23 protein-coding genes are annotated in these 24,857 nt (G+C 33.7%); 11 read left to right on the forward strand and 12 right to left on the reverse strand.

What is annotated here, in order from left to right:
- Nucleotides 1-14 precede the first annotated feature (14 nt).
- Together EG358_RS11130 and EG358_RS11135 are read left to right on the forward strand one after the other, a co-directional pair.
- Nucleotides 15-1,607: a helix-turn-helix domain-containing protein gene (locus tag EG358_RS11130; RefSeq protein WP_076558057.1), complete on the forward strand. Its 1,593-nt coding sequence runs from the start codon at nt 15-17 to the stop codon at nt 1,605-1,607.
- A 268-nt stretch (nt 1,608-1,875) separates the two neighbouring features.
- On the forward strand, nt 1,876-2,226 hold the full coding sequence (locus tag EG358_RS11135; protein WP_123890098.1) for a hypothetical protein: 351 nt from the start codon (nt 1,876-1,878) through the stop codon (nt 2,224-2,226).
- An 86-nt stretch (nt 2,227-2,312) separates the two neighbouring features.
- Here EG358_RS11135 and EG358_RS11140 read toward each other — a convergent pair whose 3' ends face one another.
- The 3 genes from EG358_RS11140 to EG358_RS11150 form a co-directional block, all read right to left on the reverse strand.
- On the reverse strand, nt 2,313-2,570 hold the full coding sequence (locus EG358_RS11140) for a hypothetical protein (RefSeq protein ID WP_076558063.1): 258 nt from the start codon (nt 2,568-2,570) through the stop codon (nt 2,313-2,315).
- 137 nt (nt 2,571-2,707) lie between these two features.
- Nucleotides 2,708-3,109 (reverse strand): Hsp20/alpha crystallin family protein, encoded by a 402-nt coding sequence (locus tag EG358_RS11145; protein WP_228421266.1) that lies wholly within the window; start codon nt 3,107-3,109, stop codon nt 2,708-2,710.
- 524 nt (nt 3,110-3,633) lie between these two features.
- The gene (locus EG358_RS11150; RefSeq protein WP_076558068.1) at nt 3,634-5,058 is read right to left on the reverse strand and encodes an SDR family oxidoreductase; all 1,425 of its coding nucleotides are present in this window, start codon (nt 5,056-5,058) and stop codon (nt 3,634-3,636) included.
- Between the two features lie 347 nt (nt 5,059-5,405).
- On the opposite strand from EG358_RS11150, the gene EG358_RS11155 reads away from it, so the two are divergent.
- Both EG358_RS11155 and EG358_RS11160 read left to right on the forward strand, forming a co-directional pair.
- Nucleotides 5,406-6,101 carry a hypothetical protein gene (locus tag EG358_RS11155; RefSeq protein WP_076558071.1) on the forward strand — a complete coding sequence of 232 codons (696 nt, stop codon included), beginning with the start codon at nt 5,406-5,408 and terminating at the stop codon, nt 6,099-6,101.
- Nucleotides 6,058-6,756: a hypothetical protein gene (locus EG358_RS11160; RefSeq protein ID WP_076558073.1), complete on the forward strand. Its 699-nt coding sequence runs from the start codon at nt 6,058-6,060 to the stop codon at nt 6,754-6,756. Before EG358_RS11155 ends, EG358_RS11160 begins: the two co-directional genes overlap by 44 nt.
- 263 nt (nt 6,757-7,019) lie before the next feature.
- On the opposite strand, the gene EG358_RS11165 is transcribed toward EG358_RS11160, so the two are convergent.
- Complete coding sequence (locus tag EG358_RS11165; RefSeq protein WP_076558074.1) at nt 7,020-7,997, reverse strand: bifunctional helix-turn-helix transcriptional regulator/GNAT family N-acetyltransferase; 978 nt, start codon at nt 7,995-7,997, stop codon at nt 7,020-7,022.
- Between the two features lie 125 nt (nt 7,998-8,122).
- On the opposite strand from EG358_RS11165, the gene EG358_RS11170 reads away from it, so the two are divergent.
- From EG358_RS11170 to EG358_RS11185, 4 genes are all read left to right on the forward strand, one after another.
- On the forward strand, nt 8,123-9,001 hold the full coding sequence (locus EG358_RS11170; RefSeq protein ID WP_076558075.1) for a helix-turn-helix domain-containing protein: 879 nt from the start codon (nt 8,123-8,125) through the stop codon (nt 8,999-9,001).
- A gap of 85 nt (nt 9,002-9,086) precedes the next feature.
- The gene (locus EG358_RS11175) at nt 9,087-9,692 is read left to right on the forward strand and encodes a sugar O-acetyltransferase (RefSeq protein WP_076558076.1); all 606 of its coding nucleotides are present in this window, start codon (nt 9,087-9,089) and stop codon (nt 9,690-9,692) included.
- A gap of 79 nt (nt 9,693-9,771) precedes the next feature.
- Nucleotides 9,772-10,188, forward strand: a complete 417-nt coding sequence (locus tag EG358_RS11180) for a (R)-mandelonitrile lyase (RefSeq protein WP_076558801.1) — start codon at nt 9,772-9,774, stop codon at nt 10,186-10,188.
- A gap of 2 nt (nt 10,189-10,190) precedes the next feature.
- A complete protein-coding gene (locus EG358_RS11185; protein ID WP_076558077.1) occupies nt 10,191-11,246 on the forward strand; it encodes an alpha/beta hydrolase in 1,056 nt (351 codons plus the stop codon).
- A gap of 62 nt (nt 11,247-11,308) precedes the next feature.
- Here EG358_RS11185 and EG358_RS11190 read toward each other — a convergent pair whose 3' ends face one another.
- A complete protein-coding gene (locus EG358_RS11190) occupies nt 11,309-13,633 on the reverse strand; it encodes a TonB-dependent receptor domain-containing protein (RefSeq protein ID WP_076558078.1) in 2,325 nt (774 codons plus the stop codon).
- Nucleotides 13,634-13,847: 214 nt separating this feature from the next.
- Between EG358_RS11190 and EG358_RS11195 the strand changes: the two genes are divergently transcribed.
- Nucleotides 13,848-16,739 carry an AsmA-like C-terminal region-containing protein gene (locus tag EG358_RS11195; RefSeq protein WP_076558079.1) on the forward strand — a complete coding sequence of 964 codons (2,892 nt, stop codon included), beginning with the start codon at nt 13,848-13,850 and terminating at the stop codon, nt 16,737-16,739.
- A gap of 151 nt (nt 16,740-16,890) precedes the next feature.
- On the opposite strand, the gene EG358_RS11200 is transcribed toward EG358_RS11195, so the two are convergent.
- From EG358_RS11200 to EG358_RS11220, 5 genes are all read right to left on the reverse strand, one after another.
- Nucleotides 16,891-17,472, reverse strand: a complete 582-nt coding sequence (locus tag EG358_RS11200) for a YdeI/OmpD-associated family protein (RefSeq protein WP_076558080.1) — start codon at nt 17,470-17,472, stop codon at nt 16,891-16,893.
- A 1-nt stretch (nt 17,473) separates the two neighbouring features.
- Nucleotides 17,474-17,857, reverse strand: a complete 384-nt coding sequence (locus EG358_RS11205; RefSeq protein ID WP_076558081.1) for a DoxX family protein — start codon at nt 17,855-17,857, stop codon at nt 17,474-17,476.
- Nucleotides 17,858-17,870: 13 nt separating this feature from the next.
- On the reverse strand, nt 17,871-18,329 hold the full coding sequence (locus EG358_RS11210; protein ID WP_076558082.1) for an SRPBCC family protein: 459 nt from the start codon (nt 18,327-18,329) through the stop codon (nt 17,871-17,873).
- A gap of 1 nt (nt 18,330) precedes the next feature.
- Nucleotides 18,331-18,654: an ArsR/SmtB family transcription factor gene (locus EG358_RS11215; protein WP_076558083.1), complete on the reverse strand. Its 324-nt coding sequence runs from the start codon at nt 18,652-18,654 to the stop codon at nt 18,331-18,333.
- 259 nt (nt 18,655-18,913) lie between these two features.
- Nucleotides 18,914-20,251: an alpha-amylase family glycosyl hydrolase gene (locus tag EG358_RS11220; RefSeq protein ID WP_076558084.1), complete on the reverse strand. Its 1,338-nt coding sequence runs from the start codon at nt 20,249-20,251 to the stop codon at nt 18,914-18,916.
- 233 nt (nt 20,252-20,484) lie between these two features.
- On the opposite strand from EG358_RS11220, the gene EG358_RS11225 reads away from it, so the two are divergent.
- On the forward strand, nt 20,485-21,255 hold the full coding sequence (locus tag EG358_RS11225; RefSeq protein ID WP_076558086.1) for a glycosyltransferase family 32 protein: 771 nt from the start codon (nt 20,485-20,487) through the stop codon (nt 21,253-21,255).
- A 221-nt stretch (nt 21,256-21,476) separates the two neighbouring features.
- Complete coding sequence (locus tag EG358_RS11230) at nt 21,477-22,502, forward strand: rod shape-determining protein (protein WP_076558088.1); 1,026 nt, start codon at nt 21,477-21,479, stop codon at nt 22,500-22,502.
- A 141-nt stretch (nt 22,503-22,643) separates the two neighbouring features.
- Here the strand turns inward: EG358_RS11230 and EG358_RS11235 are convergent, their stop codons facing one another.
- On the reverse strand, nt 22,644-23,762 hold the full coding sequence (locus EG358_RS11235; RefSeq protein WP_076558090.1) for a PAS domain-containing sensor histidine kinase: 1,119 nt from the start codon (nt 23,760-23,762) through the stop codon (nt 22,644-22,646).
- Nucleotides 23,755-24,549 (reverse strand): alpha/beta fold hydrolase, encoded by a 795-nt coding sequence (locus tag EG358_RS11240; RefSeq protein WP_076558091.1) that lies wholly within the window; start codon nt 24,547-24,549, stop codon nt 23,755-23,757. Before EG358_RS11240 ends, EG358_RS11235 begins: the two co-directional genes overlap by 8 nt.
- Nucleotides 24,550-24,857: the final 308 nt, after the last annotated feature.

The raw sequence follows: 24,857 nt of genomic DNA on the forward strand, positions 1-24,857 counted from the left end.
ATAATGAGAAGTTGATGAAAAAGCTATTTTCACTAATTATATTTTTTCTATTTTTAATTTTACACTCACAGGATAAAGAAAAGTTTGATAAGATTTATGTAAAAACCTACTTGGAAACTTCACAGAAGGATTTTAATAAAGCTTTGAAAATCGCAGATTCACTATTCATTAATTCTGCAGATCCTTTACTAAAAACAAGAAGTCTAATGCTTTCTGCCTCTTTGTATCAGCAGAAAGGTGATTACAAAAAAGCTGTTGACTTTGCTCTGTTAGCCGAAAAAACGATTACTGAAACAGATGATATATCCTGGAAAGTCAGAGTTTATGGCTTTCTGGCATCGCAATACCGCATCCTGAAATTATATGACCTTTCCAAGAAGTATATTGACGAAGCTATGACTAGCAGTAAAAAGTTAGGCGATAGTCTTGCAAGAAAACAGGTAGTCGGTTTGATGATGCAGGAAAAAGCGTATTTTGAGATTCAAAACAAAAATTTTAAGAAAGCTGTATTGCATGTGAAATCATCACAAGAGCTTTTAAAAAACGTAAAGAAAAATCATGATTTTTTCACCGCAAATAACGAACAATTGCTAGGTCTTTGTTTTTATCATCTTAAGGACTATAAAACTTCACTTCAGCACTATAATGAGGCGGAAAGGCAACTGAAAAATTTACCCGAATCTTTTTTAATCGGTCTCGTTTATAACGGAATCGCTAATACTTATATGGATATGGGTAATTTTAAAGATGCCGAAAGAGAATTGCAGAAAGCAAGAGTAATAGCTGATAAAACGCAATATCTAAATTTAAAAACTGAAATATACGATACCGCTCAGCGTTTATATCTTGCTAAAATGGACGTTAATAAGATACAGGAATACAAATTTAAACACGATCGTGCGCAAGACCAGCTAGATATTGGGACGAGCCAATTTTATAACGCTTCCCTAAAAGATGCTGAAACAAAGAGCACTGTAGCCAATAATAATAGTAGTGCCAAAAACATGGTCATTATATTTGTTATTATATTGTTAGCTGTTTTCTGTATCTATTTTCTGTATTATAAAAAAGCGGAAAAAAGGACTTATGTAAGATTTAAAGCGATTATTGCTGAACTTAACAAAAGACGGGCTTTAGAAAGTGAAAGTGATAATCTGAAGGATTCAGGATTAGAATCTGCGCCACCTCATCGCACTGCGGAGAATGTGGAAGATCTTCCGATGATGACAATTGGGACGGAGGAAAAATTGTTGGATTATCTTGAGAAGTTTGAAAAATCAGACCAATATCTAAAAAATGATATTTCATTGCCGGGTCTCGCTGCTTATTGCAAAACCAATACAAAGTACTTATCCCGGATCATCAATATCCACAAAGGGATGGATTTTAATAATTACATCAATAAATTGCGGATTCAATATATAATAGAAAAACTCAATAACGAACCTGAATATATGAAGTATAAAATTGCTACTCTTGCGGAGGAAGCAGGATTTTCTTCACAGAATAAGTTTGCAACAATTTTTAAAAAAGTAACCTCAATATCTCCTTCTGTTTTTATTAAATATCTTCAGGATCAAAAAAATAACTATCAGCAAAATGATTAGGGCTATTATATTCCCGAAAATGATAATAGCATATTTTTTTTCTTTAGTTTTTGCTATCTAATTTTGCAGTTAGATGAAAATATCAACCATATGATAATTTGTTATGGTTATTCTTGGATTTAATAGCCGGATCTTAATCATGAAATTTAATAATAGTACAAGAGTTAGGTTGTTGACAATCCTTTTTAGTAGCATTATTTGTTTACTAATTGCAGCATTATTTTTAAATTTTAATACTGAATTCAAATTAACTGTACTTGGAACTATTATGATTCTTCTTGTTTTTGTACTCTTTACAAACTACACGGAATTTGCTAGTAATAATGACTGTTTAACGATAAAAAAACTATCGTTTTACAAATTCCTATCAATCAGACATTCTCTTGAAATTCCCAAAATTTATATACATGATTATGTCATCTACAACACATTTTTCACATACTATTTAACTCTGCAGATTGATAAAGGTTCCGGAGGGATAAATGATATTACCATTTCATTGTGGGGTTTTACCGATTATGAAGTGATTTCTATCGCCAAAATAATTGAGTCCATTAAAAAAGAGAACTTAGAGCAAGATGCTAAAATCATGAACATCCTGCTTCAGTTGAGTAAATAGCTAATGTTGTATGTTGAAAATTATTAAAACACTTGATCTTATCAACATCCAAGTTCTCAATAGGTAGTTGATGATGGATTTAGTTTTTAATCAACTTCATCCTGATAAGTTTTTATTGTTTCATCAAAGAACTTAATTGTAATTTGTTCTGCAATTTCAAAATCAATTTGATGCTCAGGATTCTGCTTTGTTTCCTCATCCAATATTCTTACCTCAAAAGGATCATGTTTTACTGCAGCCAAGGCACCATTGAATTTCTTTTTCTTCTTGTAAACTACCTCAATGTTATCAATCAACTTTGTACGTGTCAGAAGGTCATCTTTAATATCATGAGTAATTTTCATAGTGTAAAAAATAATTATTTGTCGACAATGATTTACAAATATTAAGCCAGCACAGGTTGGTATTGTACATTTCTAATCAAATAATATTTAATCTAAAATGAAAAGGTTTTCCGGATAGTCCGGAAAACCTGTAAGTATTATTGAATTTCGATCAGTCTCGGTGACTGGGCTAGAGCACTCTCTTTTTTGGGAATGGTAAGCCTTAAGACACCATTCTCATATCTGGCCTGAATGTTTTCGTCATCTACAACATCTTTTGAAAGCTCGAAGCTGCGTTGAAAAGACTGATAGCTGAATTCTCTTCGGGTGTATTTACCGTCTTTTTCTTCCTGCTGATCCTCTTTAGAAGATGAAATAGTGAGCATGTTGCCATCAAGAGTAATGCTGAAATCTTCTTTCTTCATTCCCGGTGCTGCAACTTCCACCTCAAAAGCTTTTTCAAGCTCTTTAATATTAACGGAAGGAAGTGTGGTGCGAGAAGCAGAAAAGTTATTATTACCCCAATTAAACAGTTCGCGGTTGAAAAAATCGTCGAACATTGAACGCTGACTGGCAGGGAGTAGGCTGCCGTTGGTTCTTTTTACGATTGTTGTCATAACAAACAAAATTTAAAAGTTAAACAATATTTTAAATGATCTCACTTTTCAGAACTCAAACAATATACCACCAACTTCAGCAAGAAAAAATGTCATGTTCATTCTTGTAAAGTATTTCAAAATGTCATTTTTCAGAATTTTATTGTGTGAAAAAATGTCATAAATTATTATTTGCTTTAGATAAGGAATAAAGCCTCCTCGTTGATATGCAGATGATATAAGAGGTTGAAATATGCTCTATTTTAAGTTGTGAAAATTAAATAAGATTGTCTAATGTATATTTATATTTTCTTTGATATATAAAATACATTAGCACAACAATAAGCGAGTGTAAAGTAAACCATAGTATTCCTGAGAAACACAAAGTAATACAATATCCTCATAAATAAACAGGATTTATGATAATAACTGCAAGCATCAAAGAGATGGGAAATAATGTCATCATCAATGAGGAGAAAACTTTATTGTTAACCATCAATTAATTTTTTAATCATTCCGTTGAAAATATATCCGTGAAAAGGTAAAACAGCATACCAATATAATCTTCCAAGAAGACCTACAGGCCGAAATGTTGCTTCCTGTATCAGTTTTCCATCCTTAATTTGGAAATCTAGCCATGCTTCTCCCGGCAATTTCATTTCGGCGAATAAGAGTAATCTTTTTTCATCACGGCTCGCATACAATACCCTCCAAAAATCAAGGGAATCACCGGCTGAGATCATATCTTTATTTTTTCTGCCTCTTTTCAGACCTACACCTCCGAATAGTTTATCAATCCATCCTCTGATGCTCCACAAATAATCTGCGTGATACCATCCGTTTTTACCGCCTATTCCGAAGATCTTCTGGATAGTATGTTGCTCATTGACGATATTCCTTTCTTTTCGGTCTTTAAATACTCCTTTATTCGGCACCTCCAAAAAAGTCCATACATTTTTTGAGTATCGGTAATCACCAAATGAGTCGTACCATGTGGAAAGTACGTCATTTTGCTCAATTTTATCAAAGCTTAGTTTTAAACTTTCGCGGTACGTGAGGAGTTTAATATTTAGCTGGATTGCAAGCTGATTATCCTCCGCAACCACATTTATTTTCATACTGTCTACAAGATTTTTTGCAAGAGCGTAGGTTGTAGAAGTAATAAAATACAGCCAATATGAAGATATTTTTGGACTTAAAACCGGAACAGAGATAATGGTTCTTTTCAACTTTCTTTCCTCAGCAAATATCAAAAGCATTTCTTTGTAGGAAAGAATGTCAGGTCCTGCAATATCAAAATGATGGTTAAAGGTAAATTCTTTATCAATTACACCCGTTAAAAATTCAATAACATTACGAACAGCTATCGGTTGACAAAGTGTTTTCAGCCATTTGGGTGCCACCATCACAGGAAGTTTCTCTACAAGATCCCTGATGATTTCAAAGGAAGCAGAACCTGAGCCAATGATAATACCCGCGCGAAGAACAGTGAGTTTGTAGTTTGGAGATCTCAGGTGTTCTTCTACATCTTTTCTGGATTGCAAATGCTTAGATAATGCTTCAGAGTTTACAATTCCGGTCAGGTAAATAACCTGCCTGCACCGGGTTTCTGAAACGATATTTGAAAAGTTTTGTGCAGAAATTTTTTCAGACTTACTAAAATCTTCATTTGCAGACATAGAGTGAATAAGATAATACGCAATATCTATATCTTTATCCAATGTTGCCAGCGTTTTTTCATCAGTGAAATCCTGTTCGATGATTGTAAGTTGGTTTTTGTGGCTTGCGTAAAGGCTGGTATCAAACCTTCTTTTGTCCCTTACAGAGCAGATTACATCATGCCCGGCCGAAAGAAGTTGAATGAGAAGTCTTTTACCAATATAGCCAGTTGCGCCTGTAAGAAATATTTTCATAAATTTAATTTAGATGGTGGTGTTTTTTGTAAATGAAAGATGGCAAGAAGCCGGCCAAAATAATGATAATCTTAAAGGAGAGAAAAGTATTGTGACAAGTATTTTCAGTCCTATTTTATAAGATCAGATGAAATTTTATTTTGTAAAATGAAACCAACTATATTTATTATGAATTATCTCTGCTTAAGACGTTTCTGAATTTTAATTTGTCTGTAGCATTAAATTCAAATTCTTTTTCATTGTCAAATTATAAAGAAATTTAATGAAATATCATTCGATAGATGTTTATATGTTGAGGATCTATAACATAACCCTTTTATGTATATTTACATTAAGTGAAATTGCTTATGAAACAGAAAGTTCATTATATTATAATTCTACTTTTATCTTTATCGTGTACGTCGGATGACAAAAAAGATCATAAGGCTGATATGGTTGGTCGATCCAGTCAAAAGGTTACTTACGGGAAAAAAATTGACCTTTTCAATATCACCTTCAAAGAAACCCTTAAAGATTTGGGTTTAGACTATAATAAAGAAAATCAATCTGCTCAAACATTGACGGGATACGGCACTTTTGTAAGTTCGTCTCCCGATATATTGATCTTTAATCATCAGTCTCTTACCGGAAAAGTTGATGAAAATCAAAATCAGGTTGTATTGCATTATACCTTAAATAAACAGGTTATTTCTGCATTTGAGATACAGCTTTATACATCTGATGCTTTACAAAAAGTAGATTCAATCTTAATACATACACTTGGTCAGCCAGGCTTTACAAATACGTCTTCGAAACATCCGGGTCTTGCAATAGATAAAAACGGAAATATGATGGATGGCCCCAGAACCGAAATCACGTATCAGTTATGGACAAATAAAAAGAGCGGAATTTCGTATCATCTTCTACAATACAGACGCTCTGAAAAACTACTTTTCGCCGAACTTACTGCTTTCAATGACAGAAGCAGTGATGCAGATTACTGGGCTTCATTTAAAAATTATGACAGGTACAAAAAATCTACTAAAGACAACAACCATGAATAGACTTTCAGCAGTATTAATAATACTCCTCAGTATGGGATGTAATAAATCGACCCTCGATTTGAGTACGATTGATTTTAGCCAGCCAGCCTCGGAATATCTGAAAGATATATCTCCGTCTAAGGGTGAAATGCAATATGGTCATTGGGAGTTAATTAAAAATAATTCGGCAGAAGATGATTTGGAATTAAAGCTGGTGGGAAAAGAAGAAGTAAGTAAAGTCTATCATATTACAGGTCCGTCTGATAAGAGTCAATTTAGTTTTTTTGGTTATCCTTCAATCGGGATGATGGGAATAGAGATTGTAGAGTATCAGAATAAAATCGCTTTTTACAGTATCTATCCAGAAGGATCCAACACATCTGAAATTCTTTTAAAACTTAAACAAAAACTCGGTGAACCGAGTGGAGTAGTTCTTGATACTTTGGCAAAGACCAACATATTGTTGCAGCCCATATTGAAAACCCTTCCCAAAGATGATATTATATATTTCACCGATGAATATGATCAGCAGGTATCTTTTCCAGAACATTATATATGGAAAAGAAACGGTATGATTTATCAATTTACACTATTACAGGGAAGTGAAGTTGTTAGCAGTAATAAACTTCTCATATTTGGATCCTCCAAAACAGGAAGCCATGAATTGAATCTATAGTTTTTATTGGCTATAATTTGATTGTTAAATTCTCTTACTTTAACTTTTTGTTCTTCAGTCATTATTCTGGAATTAAGAGTTGAAATTATCTTTAAACAATAAGATCTCTAAAGATAGATTTATAATTGTGATTTTCAGTTTTGCTAACTTACGAAAAGTTCAATTTAAAAAGAGTATTCAGATGCTAATCATTTACCAGTTTAGAAAACAAAATTTACTAATCTTCTATATTTGATCAACAAGTATTTTTTTCTACAAATTAACTACTTTTCTAAATTTAATTCCATTTGAATATTGCAGCGTTTGTAAGGCGTTTGATGGCCTACAATCTTTTCAAAACCCATTTTATGATATAAATTGATTGCCGGTTCCAGAATGGTATTGCTTTCTAAATATATTTTTGAGGCTCCTAATTGCTTAGCTGAATCTATAATGGTCTGTCCTAAAAGCCAACCCAGGTTTTTACCCTGAGCTTTTGGAGAAACTGCCATTTTTGCCATTTCAAAATCATAATTTTGATCGGTCATTTTTATTAAAGCGCAAACTCCTAAAGGCTCGTCCTTATAAGGCTCGTCCTTATAAAGAGCGACAAATATTTTTCCGCCTTTATCCAGAATATATTCTTTAGGATTGTCTAATGCTTTATAGTCGGCTTCCTCCATTTCAAAAAAAGTAGAAATCCATTCTTCATTCAAAGCTTTGAAAGCTGATTGATATTTGGGCTCATATTCTACAATTGTAACATCTTTGCTTTCACGCAGTTTCTTTTGGTCTTTTACTCTTTTTAGTAAAGATTTTTGTTCCAGTAAAAACTCCCATTCTGCTAACGCTTCCCAAAGATTGTTAGTCGCTTGGTTGATGATTTCATCAATAGCAACATCAATATCGGCACATTGTTCTTCAATCATTTTCTTTGCTAAAGAAGTTCCTTCGGTTGTAAGACCAACAACGTTTCTTCGTTTGTCATTGGAGTTAAGCTTGTCTTTAACTAAGCCTGCTTTAGTCATTTCTTTGATGATTTTTGTAACAGACGGTTGCGAATGCCCAATTTCTTTTGCAATTTCGGTAATGGTTTTTTCTTCTGTTTCCGAAAGAACAAAGAAAACAGGAAACCATTTTGGAGAAAATCCTGCAATATTATACAATTCATAAATCTGAGCTGCATCTTCAGTAACTTTGCTGGTCAGCAATCTTAATCTGCTTCCTAGAGCCATTTTTCCGGTACGGTTGAATATATCCATAATTAATTACATAACTGATTATGCAAAATTATATAAATGATTTTAAATAGCAAAATTTCTATTTCACTTAAAATGAATTTAAATTGAAATATTATTTTAAAGTTTGAATTTCTTAACTTTATCAAATGAAAGAGAAGGTAATCAGAGTAATTTCAGAATTTAATAGTGAACTGAAGCTTCAAGGATTTAAGGCATTTCAAATTGAAAGTGACAGTAACGAAACACGTACCTACAGTAGAAAAGAGTTCTATAAAATCTGCCTTACGACAGGGAAAAGTAAGATTCATTATTCCGATAAAACTTTTGAACAGGAAGGGACGATTCTCTTTTTTGGTAATCCACACATTCCTTATTCCTGGGAAACAATTTCTACAACTTATGTAGGATATACCATTCTTTTTTCTGCTGAATTTTTTAAAAATTCAGAACGTTCAGAGAGCTTACAGCAGTCTTCTTTTTTTAAAATTGGCGGAACTCCTGTTTTAAAAATTACATCTGAGCAGAGAGATTTTCTCAATACTATTTTTCAGAAAATGATTGCCGAACAGGAAAGTGACTACCTCTATAAAGATGAACTGATCAGAAACTACATCAGTCTTATTATTCACGAATCTCTAAAGATGGAACCTTCTGAAAATTATGAGCAAAACAAGAATGCGTCTTCGAGATTAACTTCTGTTTTTCTGGAATTGTTGGAACGACAATTCCCAATTGAAACGACCGCAAACCCTCTTCAGCTAAAAACGGCACAACATTATGGGCAACATTTGAATGTACACATTAATTATCTCAACCGTGCTGTAAAAGAGGTTACCGGAAAATCAACAACGGCTCATATTACAGAGCGCATTATCACAGAAGCAAAAGCACTTTTACTACATACAGATTGGAGTATTTCAGAAATCGCTTATGCTCTAGGATTTGAATATCCTACTTACTTTAACAACTTTTTTAAAAAACAAACTGGAACTAATCCCAAATCATTTCGATTAACCGAGGTTTGAAATTCTTAGTTTTTGGTTTGATAATCTTTAACGGCTTATTCGTATGTCGTGATATCTTTGTATTCTATTATCAAATCAATTTAAAATGCCAAATTCAAACAATATTCCAAATTCTATTCATCCTCAACTAGATATTTTTGAGAGGTTATTGGCTGGAGAAACAATCCTGCCCAACGATCCACAAATGCACAGATTGAGAGATGAATCTTTCGCAGTCAGAAAATTACTCATAGAAATGAACAACTCCTCAGATTCTGAAGAGGTTACAAAAATATTGAGTGAAATTTTAGATCAGGAAATTCAAAATGTCGCTGTGTTTACGCCTATTTATATCAATTACGGAAAGCATATCAATATTGGTAAAAATGTATTCATCAATTTCGACTGTACCTTTCTTGCCTTAGGCGGAATAACAATTGAAGACGATGTATTGATAGGCCCGAAAGTCAGCCTTATCACGGAAAATCATCCATTAGATCCAAAACTAAGAAATGGACTGATCGGCAAAGCGATTCATATTAAAAAAAATGCATGGATTGGTGCAAACGCAACCATTTTACCGGGCGTTACCATTGGCGAAAATTCAGTGGTTGCAGCCGGAGCAGTCGTTTCTAAAAATGTACCTGACGATACAATTGTCGGTGGAATTCCTGCAAAGATCATTAAAAAAATAGAGAATGAAAATATTTAAATTTAATCATAAAATACTGTTGTTATGCGCACTTGTCTTAATAACAGTAATGTCATGTAACAACAAAAATCAAGAAAAAATGAATAAAGAAAATACAACAGGTCTTTTCCCGAAAGGAGACCAATTACCAAATGAATGGTTTACCGGAAATGCTTTTTTATCTCCTTTGGTAGCCAAAGATAAAAACAATGAATTTTCTGCAGGAGCAGTCACTTTTGAAATTGGCGCAAGAACCAATTGGCATATTCATCCTAAAGGTCAGGTTTTGATCGTAACAGAAGGTTCTGGTTTTTATCAGGAAAAAGGAAAACCTGCACAAATCATTAAAAAAGGTGATGTTGTGAATATCCCTGAAAATGTTGAGCATTGGCACGGTGCATCAGATAAAACGTCGATGACGCATATTGCCATTACCAACTTTAAAGAAGATGTACAGGTAACTTGGCTGAAGCCGGTTACAGATGAAGAATTTAATCAAGTCAATAACGAACAGTAAAAATGAAGAAACTCACATTAATGTTTGCCGCAATATTGTCTTTAAGTCAATTTACAGCGCAAAGCAAACAAAAATCATTTGATAAAAACTCAAAGAAAATGAATACAACAGAACATTATACATTCAAACTCAGTGATAATGTAACCCGCAAAACAGTAACCTTCAAAAATCGATACGGAATTACCTTATCCGGAGATTTATATCTACCTAAAAATGCAGGAAACGAAAAATTATCAGCATTGGTAATCAGCGGTCCATTTGGTGCGGTAAAACAGCAATCTTCAGGATTATACGCCAATGAAATGGCAAAAAGAGGTTTTGCCGTGATTGCTTTTGATCCGTCTTATACCGGTGAAAGTGGTGGTGAACCAAGAAATTTGGCATCACCAGAAATCAATACAGAAGATTTTAGTGCAGCAGTTGATTTTATAGGTCTTCAAAAAAATGTAGACAGAAATAAAATAGGAATCATCGGTATTTGTGGTTTTGGAGGCTTTGCACTGAATGCGACGGCGGTAGATAAAAGAGTAAAAGCTGTTGCCACAACAAGTTTGTATGATATGACAAGAGTAATGTCAAAAGGATATAACGATTCTGTAACACCGGAACAGCGTACCAAGACTTTGGAAGATCTGAGCCAACAACGTTGGAAAGATGCCGAAAACGGAAACCCAGCCAAAGGTTCGAGAAATTTACCCGAAACGTTGAAAGGTGACGAGCCGCAATTTGTAAAAGAATATTTTGATTATTACAGAACGCCTCGTGGTTTTCATGCCAATTCACTGAATTCTAATGGAGCTTGGTTGATGACCAATCCGCTTTCGTTTATGAATATGCCGATCTTAACGTATGTGAAAGAGATTTCTCCAAGACCTATGCTTTTGATTGCGGGCGAAAATGCCCATTCACGATATTTCAGTGAAGATATTTACAAATCTGCAGCTGAGCCGAAAGAACTCATGATTATCCCAAATGCAGTTCACGTTGATTTGTATGATAAAGTAGATGTTATTCCTTTTGATAAGCTGGAAAATTTCTTTACAACAAATCTGAAATAACTATTTTTCTAAAAAATTCTAAAAAGGTTTATTTGCAATTGATATGCAGATAAACCTTTTTTTTATAACCTGTTTGAAGTTTCATTAACGCTGCTTTCTTTATAATTCGATTTTTCAAGCCTGCCAAAATTGTATTTTACAGCAACCGAAATTGTAGGCGTGTTTCCGTAAAAATTACCGGTAGAAATAATTTTATCATACGTCATGTTTTGAATGTAATTCATCTGTTTAAAAATATCATTATATCTGAACGTAAAATCAAAATCTGATACAGATTTGGTGATTCCGAAATTGACGGCGCAAACTGCATTGTTTTCGTATAAACCTTCTGTACGTTTGCTGATGTAAGAACCGTCCATTAATAAAGAAAAGCGTTTAGTGATTTTTAAAGTATTATTGGTATAAATATAAAGGTATGGAGTCGATTTTTTAATTAATGCTAAACTGTCTTCTGTTTTACCATAATTAACCGACATACTGTTTTGTGAAGACCATATTTTCCATTCAAAAGGAACATCTACACCGAGACTTGCGCCAATTTCTTTGTCAAAATTGATGAGTGTAAATTTTGAAATATTTTTTTCATCATCATACACCAAAGTATAACCCATCGGATTTTTGCTTGTGTAAACCGATGCGTTAACAGACCATTTTTTTAAACTTGTACTAAAAGACAACGTATTCGTGTAAGTAGGTATTAAATTTGGGTTTCCTACATATTCTATGTATGGACTTCCGTATAATCCTCCGGAAGACAGATTGCCGTAACCAGGTCTAGAGATTGTTTTTCTGAAGTTTAAAGTATAAACATAATCTTTATTTTGCTGAAAAGAAATTTCGGCATTGGGAAACCAGTCAACAGCATTTCGGGATAGAGTAGTGTCTTTTAAAATATTGTCAAAACCTTTGGCTGAAGTGGTTTCCATACGGATTCCTGCTTTAAAGTTCCATTTATTTTTTTCAGTACTTAGATTGACATATGATCCGGTATTACTTTCTTTGAAGAAATAATTAAAAAATTCGGGAGCTTTTACATCAGCAAAATCGGTAATGTTATCAGTAGTAGTTGCAGCTTTTGTGAAACTTGTTCCAAGTTCTAATTTGTAATTTTCATTTAGTTTTTTTTCAAAATCTATTCTTCCGGAATAAACATCACCTGCGTATAATTGTCTTCGGAATTGGCTGAATTCATAACCGGAATCATCAATATTATTTAGAAATTCATAATCTACATTGCGGCTTTCTCTGGTGTATTGAAATCCTGTAAAAATATTGGCATCCCAATCTGCCAACTTCTTATTATAATTAAAAATAGAATTAATAGAAGCTCTTTTATTATCCTGATGATTTAAAGTCAATATATTGGAAGAAATCCCATTTTCAGTATATTTTGTATTGGTATTGTTATCTCCTTTATCCGGGCGAAAATTACTGTTAAAAGTCAAAGTAAGATAATCTCCGTCATCATTTAATTCCTGATACAAACTTGCTCCGAAAATAGTTTGCGGACGATTGGTAATAGAAACGATGGTGTAATCTGAGGAAATATTTTTGCTTGGAACTGCATAACTATAACCGTTACTTTCCCAATGTTGAACAGCATTGAATGCAGCATTGATTTTCCATTCTGTTTTATTTTTTTTCTGCTGAAAATTGGCATTAAAATAATTGCTGAATCTTTTTTGAAAGGTTGCCGTTTCAGATAATGCTAACTTAGAACCATCTCTTTTGCTCTTTTTTAAATTGATTTTGATGACCGCTTTACCTTCAGATTCATACTTTACTGACGGATTTCTAATGATTTCAACAGATTTTATATCTTCCACCGAAATTCCAGACAACGTAGAAAAATCTACCCGTTGATTATCAACATACAATAAAGGACTTCCTTTACCCACTACAGAAACACCTTCACCGTTGGCGTCGAGCGTTACAAAAGGTAATTTTGTTAGCAATTCTGAAGATGTAGCCACTTTATTTAAAGGTGAATCTGTAATATCTAACGTTATATTTCCGTTTTCTACACTGAATTTTTTCTTCTCACCAATGATTGTAACGGCTTCAATTTCTTTTATTTTCGGTTGATAAATTATATTAAAATTTTCATTGCGATTCAGTAAGAATGGTTTTTCTTTTTGCTCTGTATTGCCGGAAGAAATCTGAAGATAATAGGTATTTGATTTCAGATCATTAAACTCAAACTTAGATTCTCGTGTAACAGTGGTTTTAATAAGTTGATTTTCATTATCATACAGATAAACATCAACCGGTGTATTCCAATTGCTGTTATTGCTATTTAAAACTGTACCGCTGATATTGAATTTTTGCTGCGCAGAAACAATTACAAAATTAAAAATGAATAATAAAAAGATTTGGTATTTGGTCATTAGAGTAGGCTTATATTTTTATAGACAATCGGCATGATAAAAATATTACATCTGATCATAATTACTGCGGCATTATAACAAATACCTGAGAATTATCTATTCCTGAGAAAACTAGTGCCACAAGGCATTCTAAAATATTTTCAATGGCTCGATTTTAGATGATAATCAATTATTATTATAGAATTTATACGTATAATCACAAAATGATTCAGTCATGCATAAGTTTAAAAAAATATTATTGAAAATTCTGAAATGGACCGGAATTTCCATTGCTTCCATTCTTTTTCTCATGTTTATCATTCCGATTTTATTTCCCGGAAAGGTTTCTGAGCAAGTAAAACTTTTTGCCAATAAGCATCTTGCTGGTAAATTGGATTACAGAAAAACACATCTTACTTTTTTCAGACATTTCCCGTCATTGACAGTTTCAGTCGATGATTTTTTACTGAAAGGTTCAAAGCCTTTTCAAAATGATACCTTGCTTGCTGCAAAAGAAGTTGCAGTTGGTATTAATCTTAAAAATTTAATTTTTGACGGCGAAGTTAAAATTGATGAAATATATGTTACAGACGCTTATGCCAATGTTTTCGTCAATACTAAAGGTGAAGCCAATTATAATGTTTACGTTTCAAAACCTTCAGAAAAACCAAAAGATACAACAAGTACAGGTGCCTCAATAAAGCTTGATCTTATTAAATTAAGAAACTGGAATGTTAAATATAATGATCATGCTGCAAGAGTTTTGGTTGATGCAAAAGGTTTAAGTTATACCGGAAAAGGTGGGCTGAGTGAAGATATTTTTGATCTTGAAACTGACTTGGATATTGATAAATTAGACTTTAGTTTAAACAGAATTTATTACGCCAAACAAAAAACTTTACATGCAGATTTAATTACCAGGATTAATACCAATGCGTTAACCTTTGTACTTAGAAAAAATGAGTTGAGAATTAATGATCTGCCTTTAAAATTTACGGGTTTTGTAAGTATTTTAAAAGACGGTTATAATCTTGACATCAATGCCGCATCTGAAAAAACAACGATTCGCGATATGATTTCTGTGCTTCCGCCTCAATATTTAGATTGGGCAAAAGATACCAAAATTGAAGGTGACAGTGACTTCTTTTTCAGTCTGAAAGGAAGATTCAGTGAGCAAAAAAATCAAAAACCAAGATTAAAAGCAAAGTTGATGGTAAAAGATGGCTTTGTATCCAACGGTAAAGCGCCGGTTCCGATGAATAATTTTAATATGGATCTCAATGTTGATTTACCTGATTTAAATACAGAAGAATTAGGACTTAATTTGAAAAATTTAAGCTTCGATCTTGGTCCGAGTAACAACTTTAAAGCGGTCGTAAAAACAAAAGGTTTAGACGAAATGCAAATCAATGCGAATGTAAAAGGTGCGGTCAATTTACAGACTTTGACTCAGGCTTTAGGGTTAAAAGATATCGATGCGAGAGGCTTGATGGACACCAATATCAAAGCAAACGGAATTTTTAGTTTAGATAAAAAATTATTTCCAAAAACAAACGGTTATCTCAATCTGAAAAACGGTTGGCTAAAAACAAAATATTATCCAAATCCCATTCAGAATATCAATATTGTCGCAAATATTATCAATACCGATGGTACTTTCAAGAGTTTAGGGGTAAAGCTTGATCCTTTTAAATTTAATTTTGAAGGAAACCCTGTGTTTGTGAATGCAAATCTGCAGAATTTTGAAGACGTTCTTTATAAAGTGCGCGCAAAAGGAACTTTAAATGTTGGGCGAATTTATAAAGTTTTTGCCAAAAAAGGCTTGGATGTAAGCGGATTAATCATGGCTGATTTGTCTCTGAACGGTCGACAAAGTTATGCAACAACCGGTCAGTACAGCAGATTAGATAATCGGGGAAATTTAATTTTAAAAAATATAAAAGCCACGACAGAATATCTTCCGAAATCATTTTACATTAAAGAAGGAAACTTCGAGTTTGAGAATGAAAAAATGTGGTTCAGGAAGTTTTTCGCGAATTACGGAAAGTCAGATTTTGCTTTAAATGGTTATCTATTAAATACAATTAATTATTTTATTGAAAGAAAAGGAACGCTTCATGGAAAGTTTAAATTAAAATCACGATACATTCTCATTGATGAATTTATGGCACTGAAAGACGGTGATAATTCAAAAAAATCAATAGAAGTTGATTATGCAAAAGTAGAAAATCCGAAAAGCAGCGGCGTTGTGATTATACCAAAAAATCTTGATGTTTCATTGGAAGCAGATGCTAAAAATGTTGAGTTTAAAGGCTTGAATCTTAATAATCTTTTCGGCTTGGCCTCGATTAACAAAGGTGAAGTTTTTCTTAAAAATACTTCATTTGACGTTGTGGGAAGCAGAATGAAAATTGATGCCCGTTATCAGGATGAGTCACCATTGACAGCCAATTATGATGTTGCTCTGAACGTTTTAGATTTCGATGTTCAACGAGCGTATAATGAAATTGATATGGTGCGTGAAATGGCAACTGCAGCCAAAAATGTGAAGGGAATTGTTTCTCTGAATTACAAATTAAAAGGAGATTTTGATAAAAATATGAAACCTATTTATCCGTCTTTGGAGGGTGGAGGAGTTGTTAATCTTCGTGATGTGGAAGTGAAAAATCTTAAAATGCTTTCTGCAGTCGGTGATAATATTGGTGCAAAAGCGTTCAATGATCCTGATATGAAAGGAGTAAATATTGAAACGCACATCAAAAACAATCTGATTCACGTTGATAAATTTACGTTTAAAGTTTCTATTTTGAGACCTACCATCAGCGGAACAACCAGTTTTAATGGATTGCTTGATTTGAGAGTTCGTGTCGGGATTCTTCCTGGAGGATTGATTGGTTTCCCGATTGTTGTTACCGGAACTCATGAAAAACCAAAAGTGAAAATCTTCAGTAAAACCGGACAGGGAATTGTTGACGCTTTGTACAATCAAAAGTCAAACAAAGTAATTCGTGAAGAGAGACGTGCCGAGAAAAAGACAAAAAGACAGCAGCGAAAAGAAAAAGCAGCTCAGGAACAGAAAGCTAAAAATGCTGAAAAACAAATTAATACAGATTTAAAAGAAAAATAAAAATAATCGTTTATTTCAACAAAAAGAGGAATTGCTACAATTAGAAATTCCTCTTTTTGTTTTAATTTTTCAAAGTTGACTTCATTAATCTTTATTCATGAGATTATTCATTCTATTCTTTTGCATTCAGAATGATAGTTGCGTAATCAAATCAATCATCAATTCCTTTTCCATCGAGAATATTTTGGTAATATTTTTCAATTCTGGTTTCGCGCGTTTTGGATTGTTTAGCCTGATTAAAATAGAATAAATATCCTTTTTGTCTTCCCGGACTTAGAGCATAAAATGATTCGTTTAAAGTTTTGTCTTCATCTAAAGCTCGTTGAAATTCTTCAGGAAACGGATATTCGGAAACCTTTTTTAATTCTACTTTTTGACCTGATTGTTCGATTTTTACAGCTTCCTGAATGTATTTTTTGATAATCGCTCGTTGTTTTTCTACTTCCTCAATATTTCTGAATCTGATCTGTCTTGCTGACTGTACATTTTCAGTCTGCTGAATTAAAATATTTTGAGGATCTTTCATCAATACACCTTTATGAAAGAGCAACGCACAATATTCTTTAAAACCATGAATAAGCACCACGTTTTTTTCGTCTAATGTGTAGCAAGGATGCATCCATTTGTAATCTTCTTCAAGAGAATCATTTTCGGTGATGATTTCCCGCAACAAATAAAATTCTTCCTTCCATTTCTTTGCTTTTTCGAAAAATTGTTCAGCTTGTAGATTCATTTTAATTGTTTTTTGAGATTATTCTTCTGTCTGAAGGTCTGAAGTACCAAGATAAAACGGTTACTAGTAATAAGATCAAAGCAGGAATAGCTTCTGTAAAAGATTGTCCTACTGCGAAATGAGAAATTGCTGCACCCGACATTGCAAAGAAAAAACCTGCATACGCCCATTCTTTCAGCAAAGGAAATTTGGGAATAAGAATGGCAATTACACCTAAAATTTTCCAGATTCCTAGGATGGATAAGACATATAAAGGATAATGTAATTTGGTGATTATCTCGTTGTAACCACCTATTTGAAGCATTTGTTGTATTCCTCCTGCCAGCATTCCGACAGAAAGAAAAACAGTGACAATCCAGTAAATGATTTTGTTTCTTTTGTCCATTTTGCAGGTTATTTTAATTGGTGAAAATATTTTGAAGTTTGTCGTGCGCCATGCTCAAACCTTTTGCGAAAGGCATTTTTAAAAGCTGGTTTCTGTATTCTACCGATTTGAATATCTGCTGAATTGTCAGTTTGCTTTTTTTATTTCCAATTTCTTCAAACGTCAGAAACTCTAATTGCACCGGAAATGGACTGTTTTCCATTTCGAAAGTTCGGGTGATTTTTTCGTTCGGAATAAATTCGAGAATTACTCCGTTTGCAGAAAACACCACTTGTCCGTCGTGAGAAGTTTCAAATTTCCAGCTTCCGTGTTTGTAGTTTTCAAGTTTTATTACTTTAGTATTCATCCATTGTTCAACGATTTCAGCATCTTCATATGCTTTAAAAAGTAACTCTAAAGACAAGTCAAATTCTCTGGTAATGAAAAGTTCCTGCGTGTTTTCTTCTGCTTTAATTTTTGTTTTAAGTTCCATATTAGTCTTTGTTTTTGTAGTTTTTCATGATAGATTCCAGCGTGTTGAAACGCTCGTCCCACATTTTCCGGAAAGGTTCGATAAAGTCTGCTATTTCTTTCATCTTTTGAGGATTAAGATGATAGATTATTTCTCGGCCGTTTTGCTCAGAAGTCAAAAGTTCGCATTCCGTTAAGATTTGAATATGCTTTGAAACAGTTGGTCGCGCAGTATCAAAATTTGAAGCAATTGCTCCGGCCGTCATCGATTGTGCGGCTACTAAAGCGAGAATTGATCTTCTTGTAGGATCGGCAATAGCCTGAAAAACATCACGTCTTAAATTCATTATGAAGTCATTTGACTACAAATTTAAATGTAGTTATTTAACTACGCAAGTATTTTTTGAAAAAATAATAATTAGAAAAAGGAATAGTCTGTTTAGAAATATTCAAAAATGGTATTATAAGGCATTTTTTTCCAATTTATAAGACAGAAAATGTCTCTGAAATTTCATCAAAACCAATCTCTTTAGAGTCGGAGAAATAATTCTGATGCAATTTAAAAAGGCTCAGAGAAGCATTGTATTTAAATAATAAGCTTTTAAATTAGATACTTACCTGGTTTGATTGATGTAAAACAATATATTCCCAGGCATTCATATTGAAAATCATATTATCTAAAACTTTCTGCTCTTTTCCGGTAAATAAGTTGGTATAAATTCCCTGATCAAACGATGTGTCGCATTGCACAATTATCGGGTTATTACGTAGATTAATAATCGTTAAAACTCTGTCGCCATCCTTTTCTCTTACAAAAGAGATCACCTGATCCAGACGGTCATTCATAATTCTTACCATTTCCCCGCCATGACGACCGTTCCAGAGTGCTTTATTTTTGTGTTTCAGTTGAAAAAGTACCGTGTACAGAGTTTCAATTTCATGAGTTTTCCAGTCAATCGGGTCTTTTTCAAAAAATTCCAGAGATCGGTCAAGTCCTGCTTCCTGTCCGCTGTAAACCAACGGAATCCCATCCATCATTACCGTAAAAACGATTGCTGCTTTGAGGGCTTTCCCAAAATTACTGTATTGGTTTCCTTCCCAGGAATTCTTGTCATGATTGTCGACAAAATTCATACGGATCGCTTCTTTAGGAAAAAAAGAAACATGCTCGGCCAGATATCCTTCCGTCAGTGTTTTAATACTGGTTCCATGTGCGGCAATCTGATGCAAAATATTCCACAAATTCCAATTATAGGTCGCATCAAATGCTTTACGATGCAAGTCTTTGTCTTCAGCTTCGGCTAGCATAAAAACTGGTTTTATGTTTTCAAGTTCGGCTCTTGCATTTTCCCAAAAATCAATGGGTACAAAGCTTGCAATGTCACAACGATATCCGTCAATATTATATTCTTTTACCCAAAATTTAAGAGCATCTGTCATATACTTGCGCAGTTCAGAACTTATATAATCCAATTCTATAATGTCATCATAATCTCTCCAGCGTGTAGACTGAAAAGTTCCTTTTCTCGATTTCATGTACCATTCGGGATGCTCTGCTACCATTTGATTATCCCAACTGGTGTGGTTGGCAACCCAGTCAATAATTACATACATTCCTTGTTGATGAATGGCATTGATGAGGCTTCTGAAATCTTCTTCTGTACCAAACTCAGCATTAATCGCAAAATAATCTTTTACTGAATAATAACTTCCCAGATTTCCTTTACGATGCAATTCTCCAATAGGATGTATCGGCATCAGCCAGATAATATCAATACCCATTTTTTTTAAACGCGGAAGCTGTTTTTCAACTTCTCTGAATGAACCTTCATCTGAAAACTGCCGGATATTCAATTCATAAAGCGTGGCATTTTTTACCCAATCCGGAGTAGTGAGCTGTACATATTTTTTGGGTTGGTACCTATTTTCATTTTCTTGTATCATAAATATTCAGATTGGAAAGATTGAAAGATATTAGTCAACATTTGTATAAGTAAGAAATGTGCCATTATACAAGATGTTTACATTACAATATCAATATTTTGGTCTTTATATAAAAATTAATCAGTAAGGTTAATTTTTAGACAAATAATTGCGGCAATATGATGTTAAGGTTTAATTTTTGCAAGATGTAGAAAACTGATATAGCAACTTTATCAATATAAAATAAAAAATTAATGATACCGAAAAAAATACACTATTGCTGGTTTGGAGGCCATGCAAAACATGAATTGGCTGAACATTGTATTGCGTCCTGGAGAAAAATTCATCCTGATTTTGAAATTGTTGAATGGAATGAAAGTAATGCACCTCTCGAGGATAATGAATATGTGAAGGAGGCTTTTGCTCAAAAGAAATGGGCTTTTGTTTCAGATTATGTACGTTCTAAAGTAATGTATGAGCACGGAGGAATTTATATGGATACCGATATGGAGCTGAAATTACCTCTGGATGAATTTCTTAATGAAAAAGCTGTTTGTGGTTTTGAAGTAAAAGGTGTTCCTTATTCAGCCTTCTGGATGGCAGAGCCAAAACATCAGCTTTCTAAGGATTTTGTCGCGTATTATAATAATCAGGAACATTTCGTAGAACGCATCAATACAGATATATTTTCTGAGATGCTTGAGAAAGAATATGGTGCAGACCGTTACAGCGATACCATTCAAAAGCTGAAACATGATGTAACCCTTTACCCGTCTGTTTATTTTTCTCAAGACTTACCAAGGAATTACGTAAGCCATCATTTTAATGGTTCGTGGTTTGGTGGTGACGAAGAGAATACGCATAAAAAAATGGTTAATGTTTATGGGCTTTTAGAGCAGCTAGTCAATTATCCTGATGCCGCAAAATCAGTGGATGCAGTAATAAATGAACACAAAATAATCGATGTCAACAAACTTTTAGACCTTATTCCGAGAGATAAAATAGAGGCATATTTAAAGAAGTAAATTTTTAAATAAACTCTATTTAAAAAGGTTAGCAAAAGTTATTTTTTAGCAGAATCTTAGAAAAAACTAAAAAAGCGGTGTATTTCACCGCTTTTTCTATAAAACAGTTTTATTCATTTTATGTCTATATTTTAACGTATGTTTAACTTCTTAAAAGGGTTTATTTTGGCAGAATATCTCAGGAATAAGCGTACATTTATCGCCTAATAAATTAATGTAAGATGGGGTTATTTGATATGTTTACGGTGGAAATTGCAATGGATCTTGGAACGGCTAATACCCTAATTATATTTAATAATAAGATTGTAATCGATCAGCCTTCTATTGTTGCTATTGACCGATTAACAGGAAAAGCAATTGCTGTAGGGGAAGAAGCAAAGCTGATGCAGGGAAAAACGCATGAAGATATCAGAGTTATACGACCACTGAAAGATGGTGTGATTGCAGATTTTCATGCTTCCGAACATATGATAAAAGAATTTATCAAACAGATTTCTCAAATCAAAGGTAAATTTATACAACCGGCACTTAGAATTGTAATATGCATCCCTTCAGGGATTACGGAAGTTGAAAAAAGAGCCGTTAGAGATTCTGCTCAAAAGGTAAATGCCAAGGAAGTTATTATGATCTATGAACCAATGGCTGCTGCTATTGGAGCAGGTATTGATGTTGAAAGTCCGGAAGGAAATATGATCGTTGATATTGGTGGCGGAACTACAGAAATTGCTGTAATTGCTTTGGGTGGAATTGTCTGCGACAGATCATTAAAATTAGCGGGTGATGTTTTTACGAATGACATTGCATATTTTATCAGATCACAGCACAATCTGGATATTGGCGAAAGAACAGCTGAGAAAATAAAAATTGAGATAGGTTCTGCATTAGAAGAACTAGAATTCCCTTTAGACGATATTTCAGTACAGGGTAAAGATCTTCTCACCGGTAAGCCTAAGGAAATTATGGTAAATTATAAGGAAATATTTAAAGCCTTAGACAAATCTATCATGAGAATTGAAGATGCTATTTTGGAAACGCTTTCGATCACACCACCGGAATTGGCAACAGATATCTATAAGACAGGGATTTTTCTTGCAGGCGGCGGCGCATTGCTAAACGGATTATCAGACAGAATTCACAGAAAGACAGGATTGCCGGTTTTTGTGGCAGAAGATCCATTGAGAGCTGTAGTTCGCGGAACCGGTATTGCTCTGAAAAATATAGATCGATTCAGATTTCTTATGAAGTAGAATCGAGGTTTTTATCTAAAAAAGTAGTTTTTTTAATTAGCTTAGTTTTTTCAGGATTATCAAAACGCATTTACAAAATTTGTAGATGCTTCATTCTATATTGTTGCTTTTTGAGGAAAAATTGGAATACTTAATATGATATTAAAGCTTTAATTGATGTTCGTTCTTAAAGGTAAAACAGGTTTGTACGTCATCAGATTGTACCGTTAATGTGCCATGATGTGCCTTTGCAATTTCGGAGGCAATATACAAGCCAAGACCTAAACCATTGTTGCTGGAGTGTGATTCGGCTCTTTGAAAAGGGTTAAAGAGATTCTCTAATGCTTTTTCCGGAATTGCCGTACCTTGGTTAATGACATCTATTTTCCATGAATTTCCATTCACATCAGCTTTTAAAATTATGGGTGTTTCACGGGAACCATGAGTAATTGCATTGGCCAAAAGGTTTGAAACCATTTGTGAGATTCTTCCCGGATCGCATTCTACAAGATTATTAATATTGAATTCTGACTTGATAATTCTATCAGGCCAGGTCACTTTTAATTCGCCACTTACCTGATTCAGAAGTTCTTCCAGATCTACTGAACTTGTATTAATGGAAATACCACCGCCAAGACGACCACGTGCAAGATCCATAATATTATCGATCATCTCATGCATTCTTTTTGAGCTGTTCTGCAATATGTTAACCATTTTCAGATCACGGTCACTAAGTTTTGATCTCAGAAGCACTTGCGTGGCGCCCATTATTCCGCTGAGCGGATTCCGCAAATCGTGGCCAAGCACTGCGATGAATTGTTCTCTGATTACTGCGTTTTCCTGCTCGATATTCAAATTTTTCTCGGCATTTTTTTTTGCAATTTGAAGGTTTTCTTCATAAAGCCGTCTGTCTGAAGCTCTGAAAATCGTAAAACGCATAAAGATAGGCTTGTTGTTTTCATCTTTTCTTTCATAGCCATTAATATACACAGGAATTTTTCCTTTGCCCGTATCTGCCAGTTCTACAGCAACTTCATCGAAGTGACCCTGCATTCTCAACAGAGGCCAGAGATGGGTTTCGAAATAAATCTTTCCACCAATTGAAAGAATGTCAGAAAATCGTTTACCTATGAAATGATCACATGTAGTATTCAGCCAATCTGCTGTGCGCTTATTAATCCTGATAATGTTTCCTTCACCATCGGTAATGATGAAACCAGATAATGATGACTCAAAAAAATCGTCAAAATCTTCAGAAGATGAAAGTGAGTTTTTAATCATTTAAAAAACTTCTTATTGCTGCAATGGTTTCTTCCGGTGCGCTTAGGTTGGGACAATGTCCGGTGGCTTTCATCACAACAAGTTTGCTGTTCTTGATCTGCTTGTGCATATAATGTCCCACTTCTAGTGGAGCAATGATATCATTGCTGCATTGAAGGATTAATACAGGAACTTTTGTATGTTGCAGTATATCACGTTTATCGGTCAAAAAAGTTGTTTTTGCGAAATGTTTGGCTATCTCCGGGTCGGTTTTACAAAAACTGTTTGCGAGCTCTTTTCCAAGCTCTTCTCTTTCGGGGTTTCCCATTATTACAGGTGCCATCGCCATTGACCATCCGAGGTGATTATTATTCATCGACTCCAGCAATTCATCTATTTCTGAACTGCTAAACCCGCCAATGTAATCTCCCTGATTGATGTAAGAAGGAGAAGGGCCGATGAGAATAAGACTTTTAAAAATATCAGGAGCCTTATTTGCTGCAATAAGTCCCATAATGGCACTTACAGAATGCCCAACAAATACGGCATCTTTAATATTAAGCTCTTTAGCAATTTCTACAATATCTTCAGCATATCCTTCTAGCTCATCATACTTTTGGAATGAGTACGCAGAAAGATCAGAGTTGCCTGCACCTACATGATCAAAAAGAACAGTTGTATAATTATCCTGAAAAGCAGGATAAACATACCTCCACATGTTCTGATCGCATCCAAATCCGTGTGCAAACATGATTACATTTTCGCCGTTTCCGTTTATAACGACATTATTCCTTTTGATAGCGCTCATTCAATAAAGTAACTTTGGTAAATTTAACATATTAATATTGACAATCCAAAATATTAATTATTTGGTGGATAATTTTTTCAGAAAAATGATTGGTCAAAACAGCTATTCAGAATGGCTAACTCCCAAAGTAATACTATCTTTTAAATTACTTTTATTGTTTACCGAACATAATTTATTTATTTTTGCAAATCAATCAGTTAGAATATTCAACTGAAAGATTAATAACAAGAAAAAAAACTTTCAATTGATCAAATTTTTTAAACTCTAAATGATATTTTTTCCCCTAATAACAGTAAAGATAAAGAGTG

The organism is Chryseobacterium indoltheticum (assembly GCF_003815915.1).
Lineage (GTDB): Bacteria > Bacteroidota > Bacteroidia > Flavobacteriales > Weeksellaceae > Chryseobacterium > Chryseobacterium indoltheticum.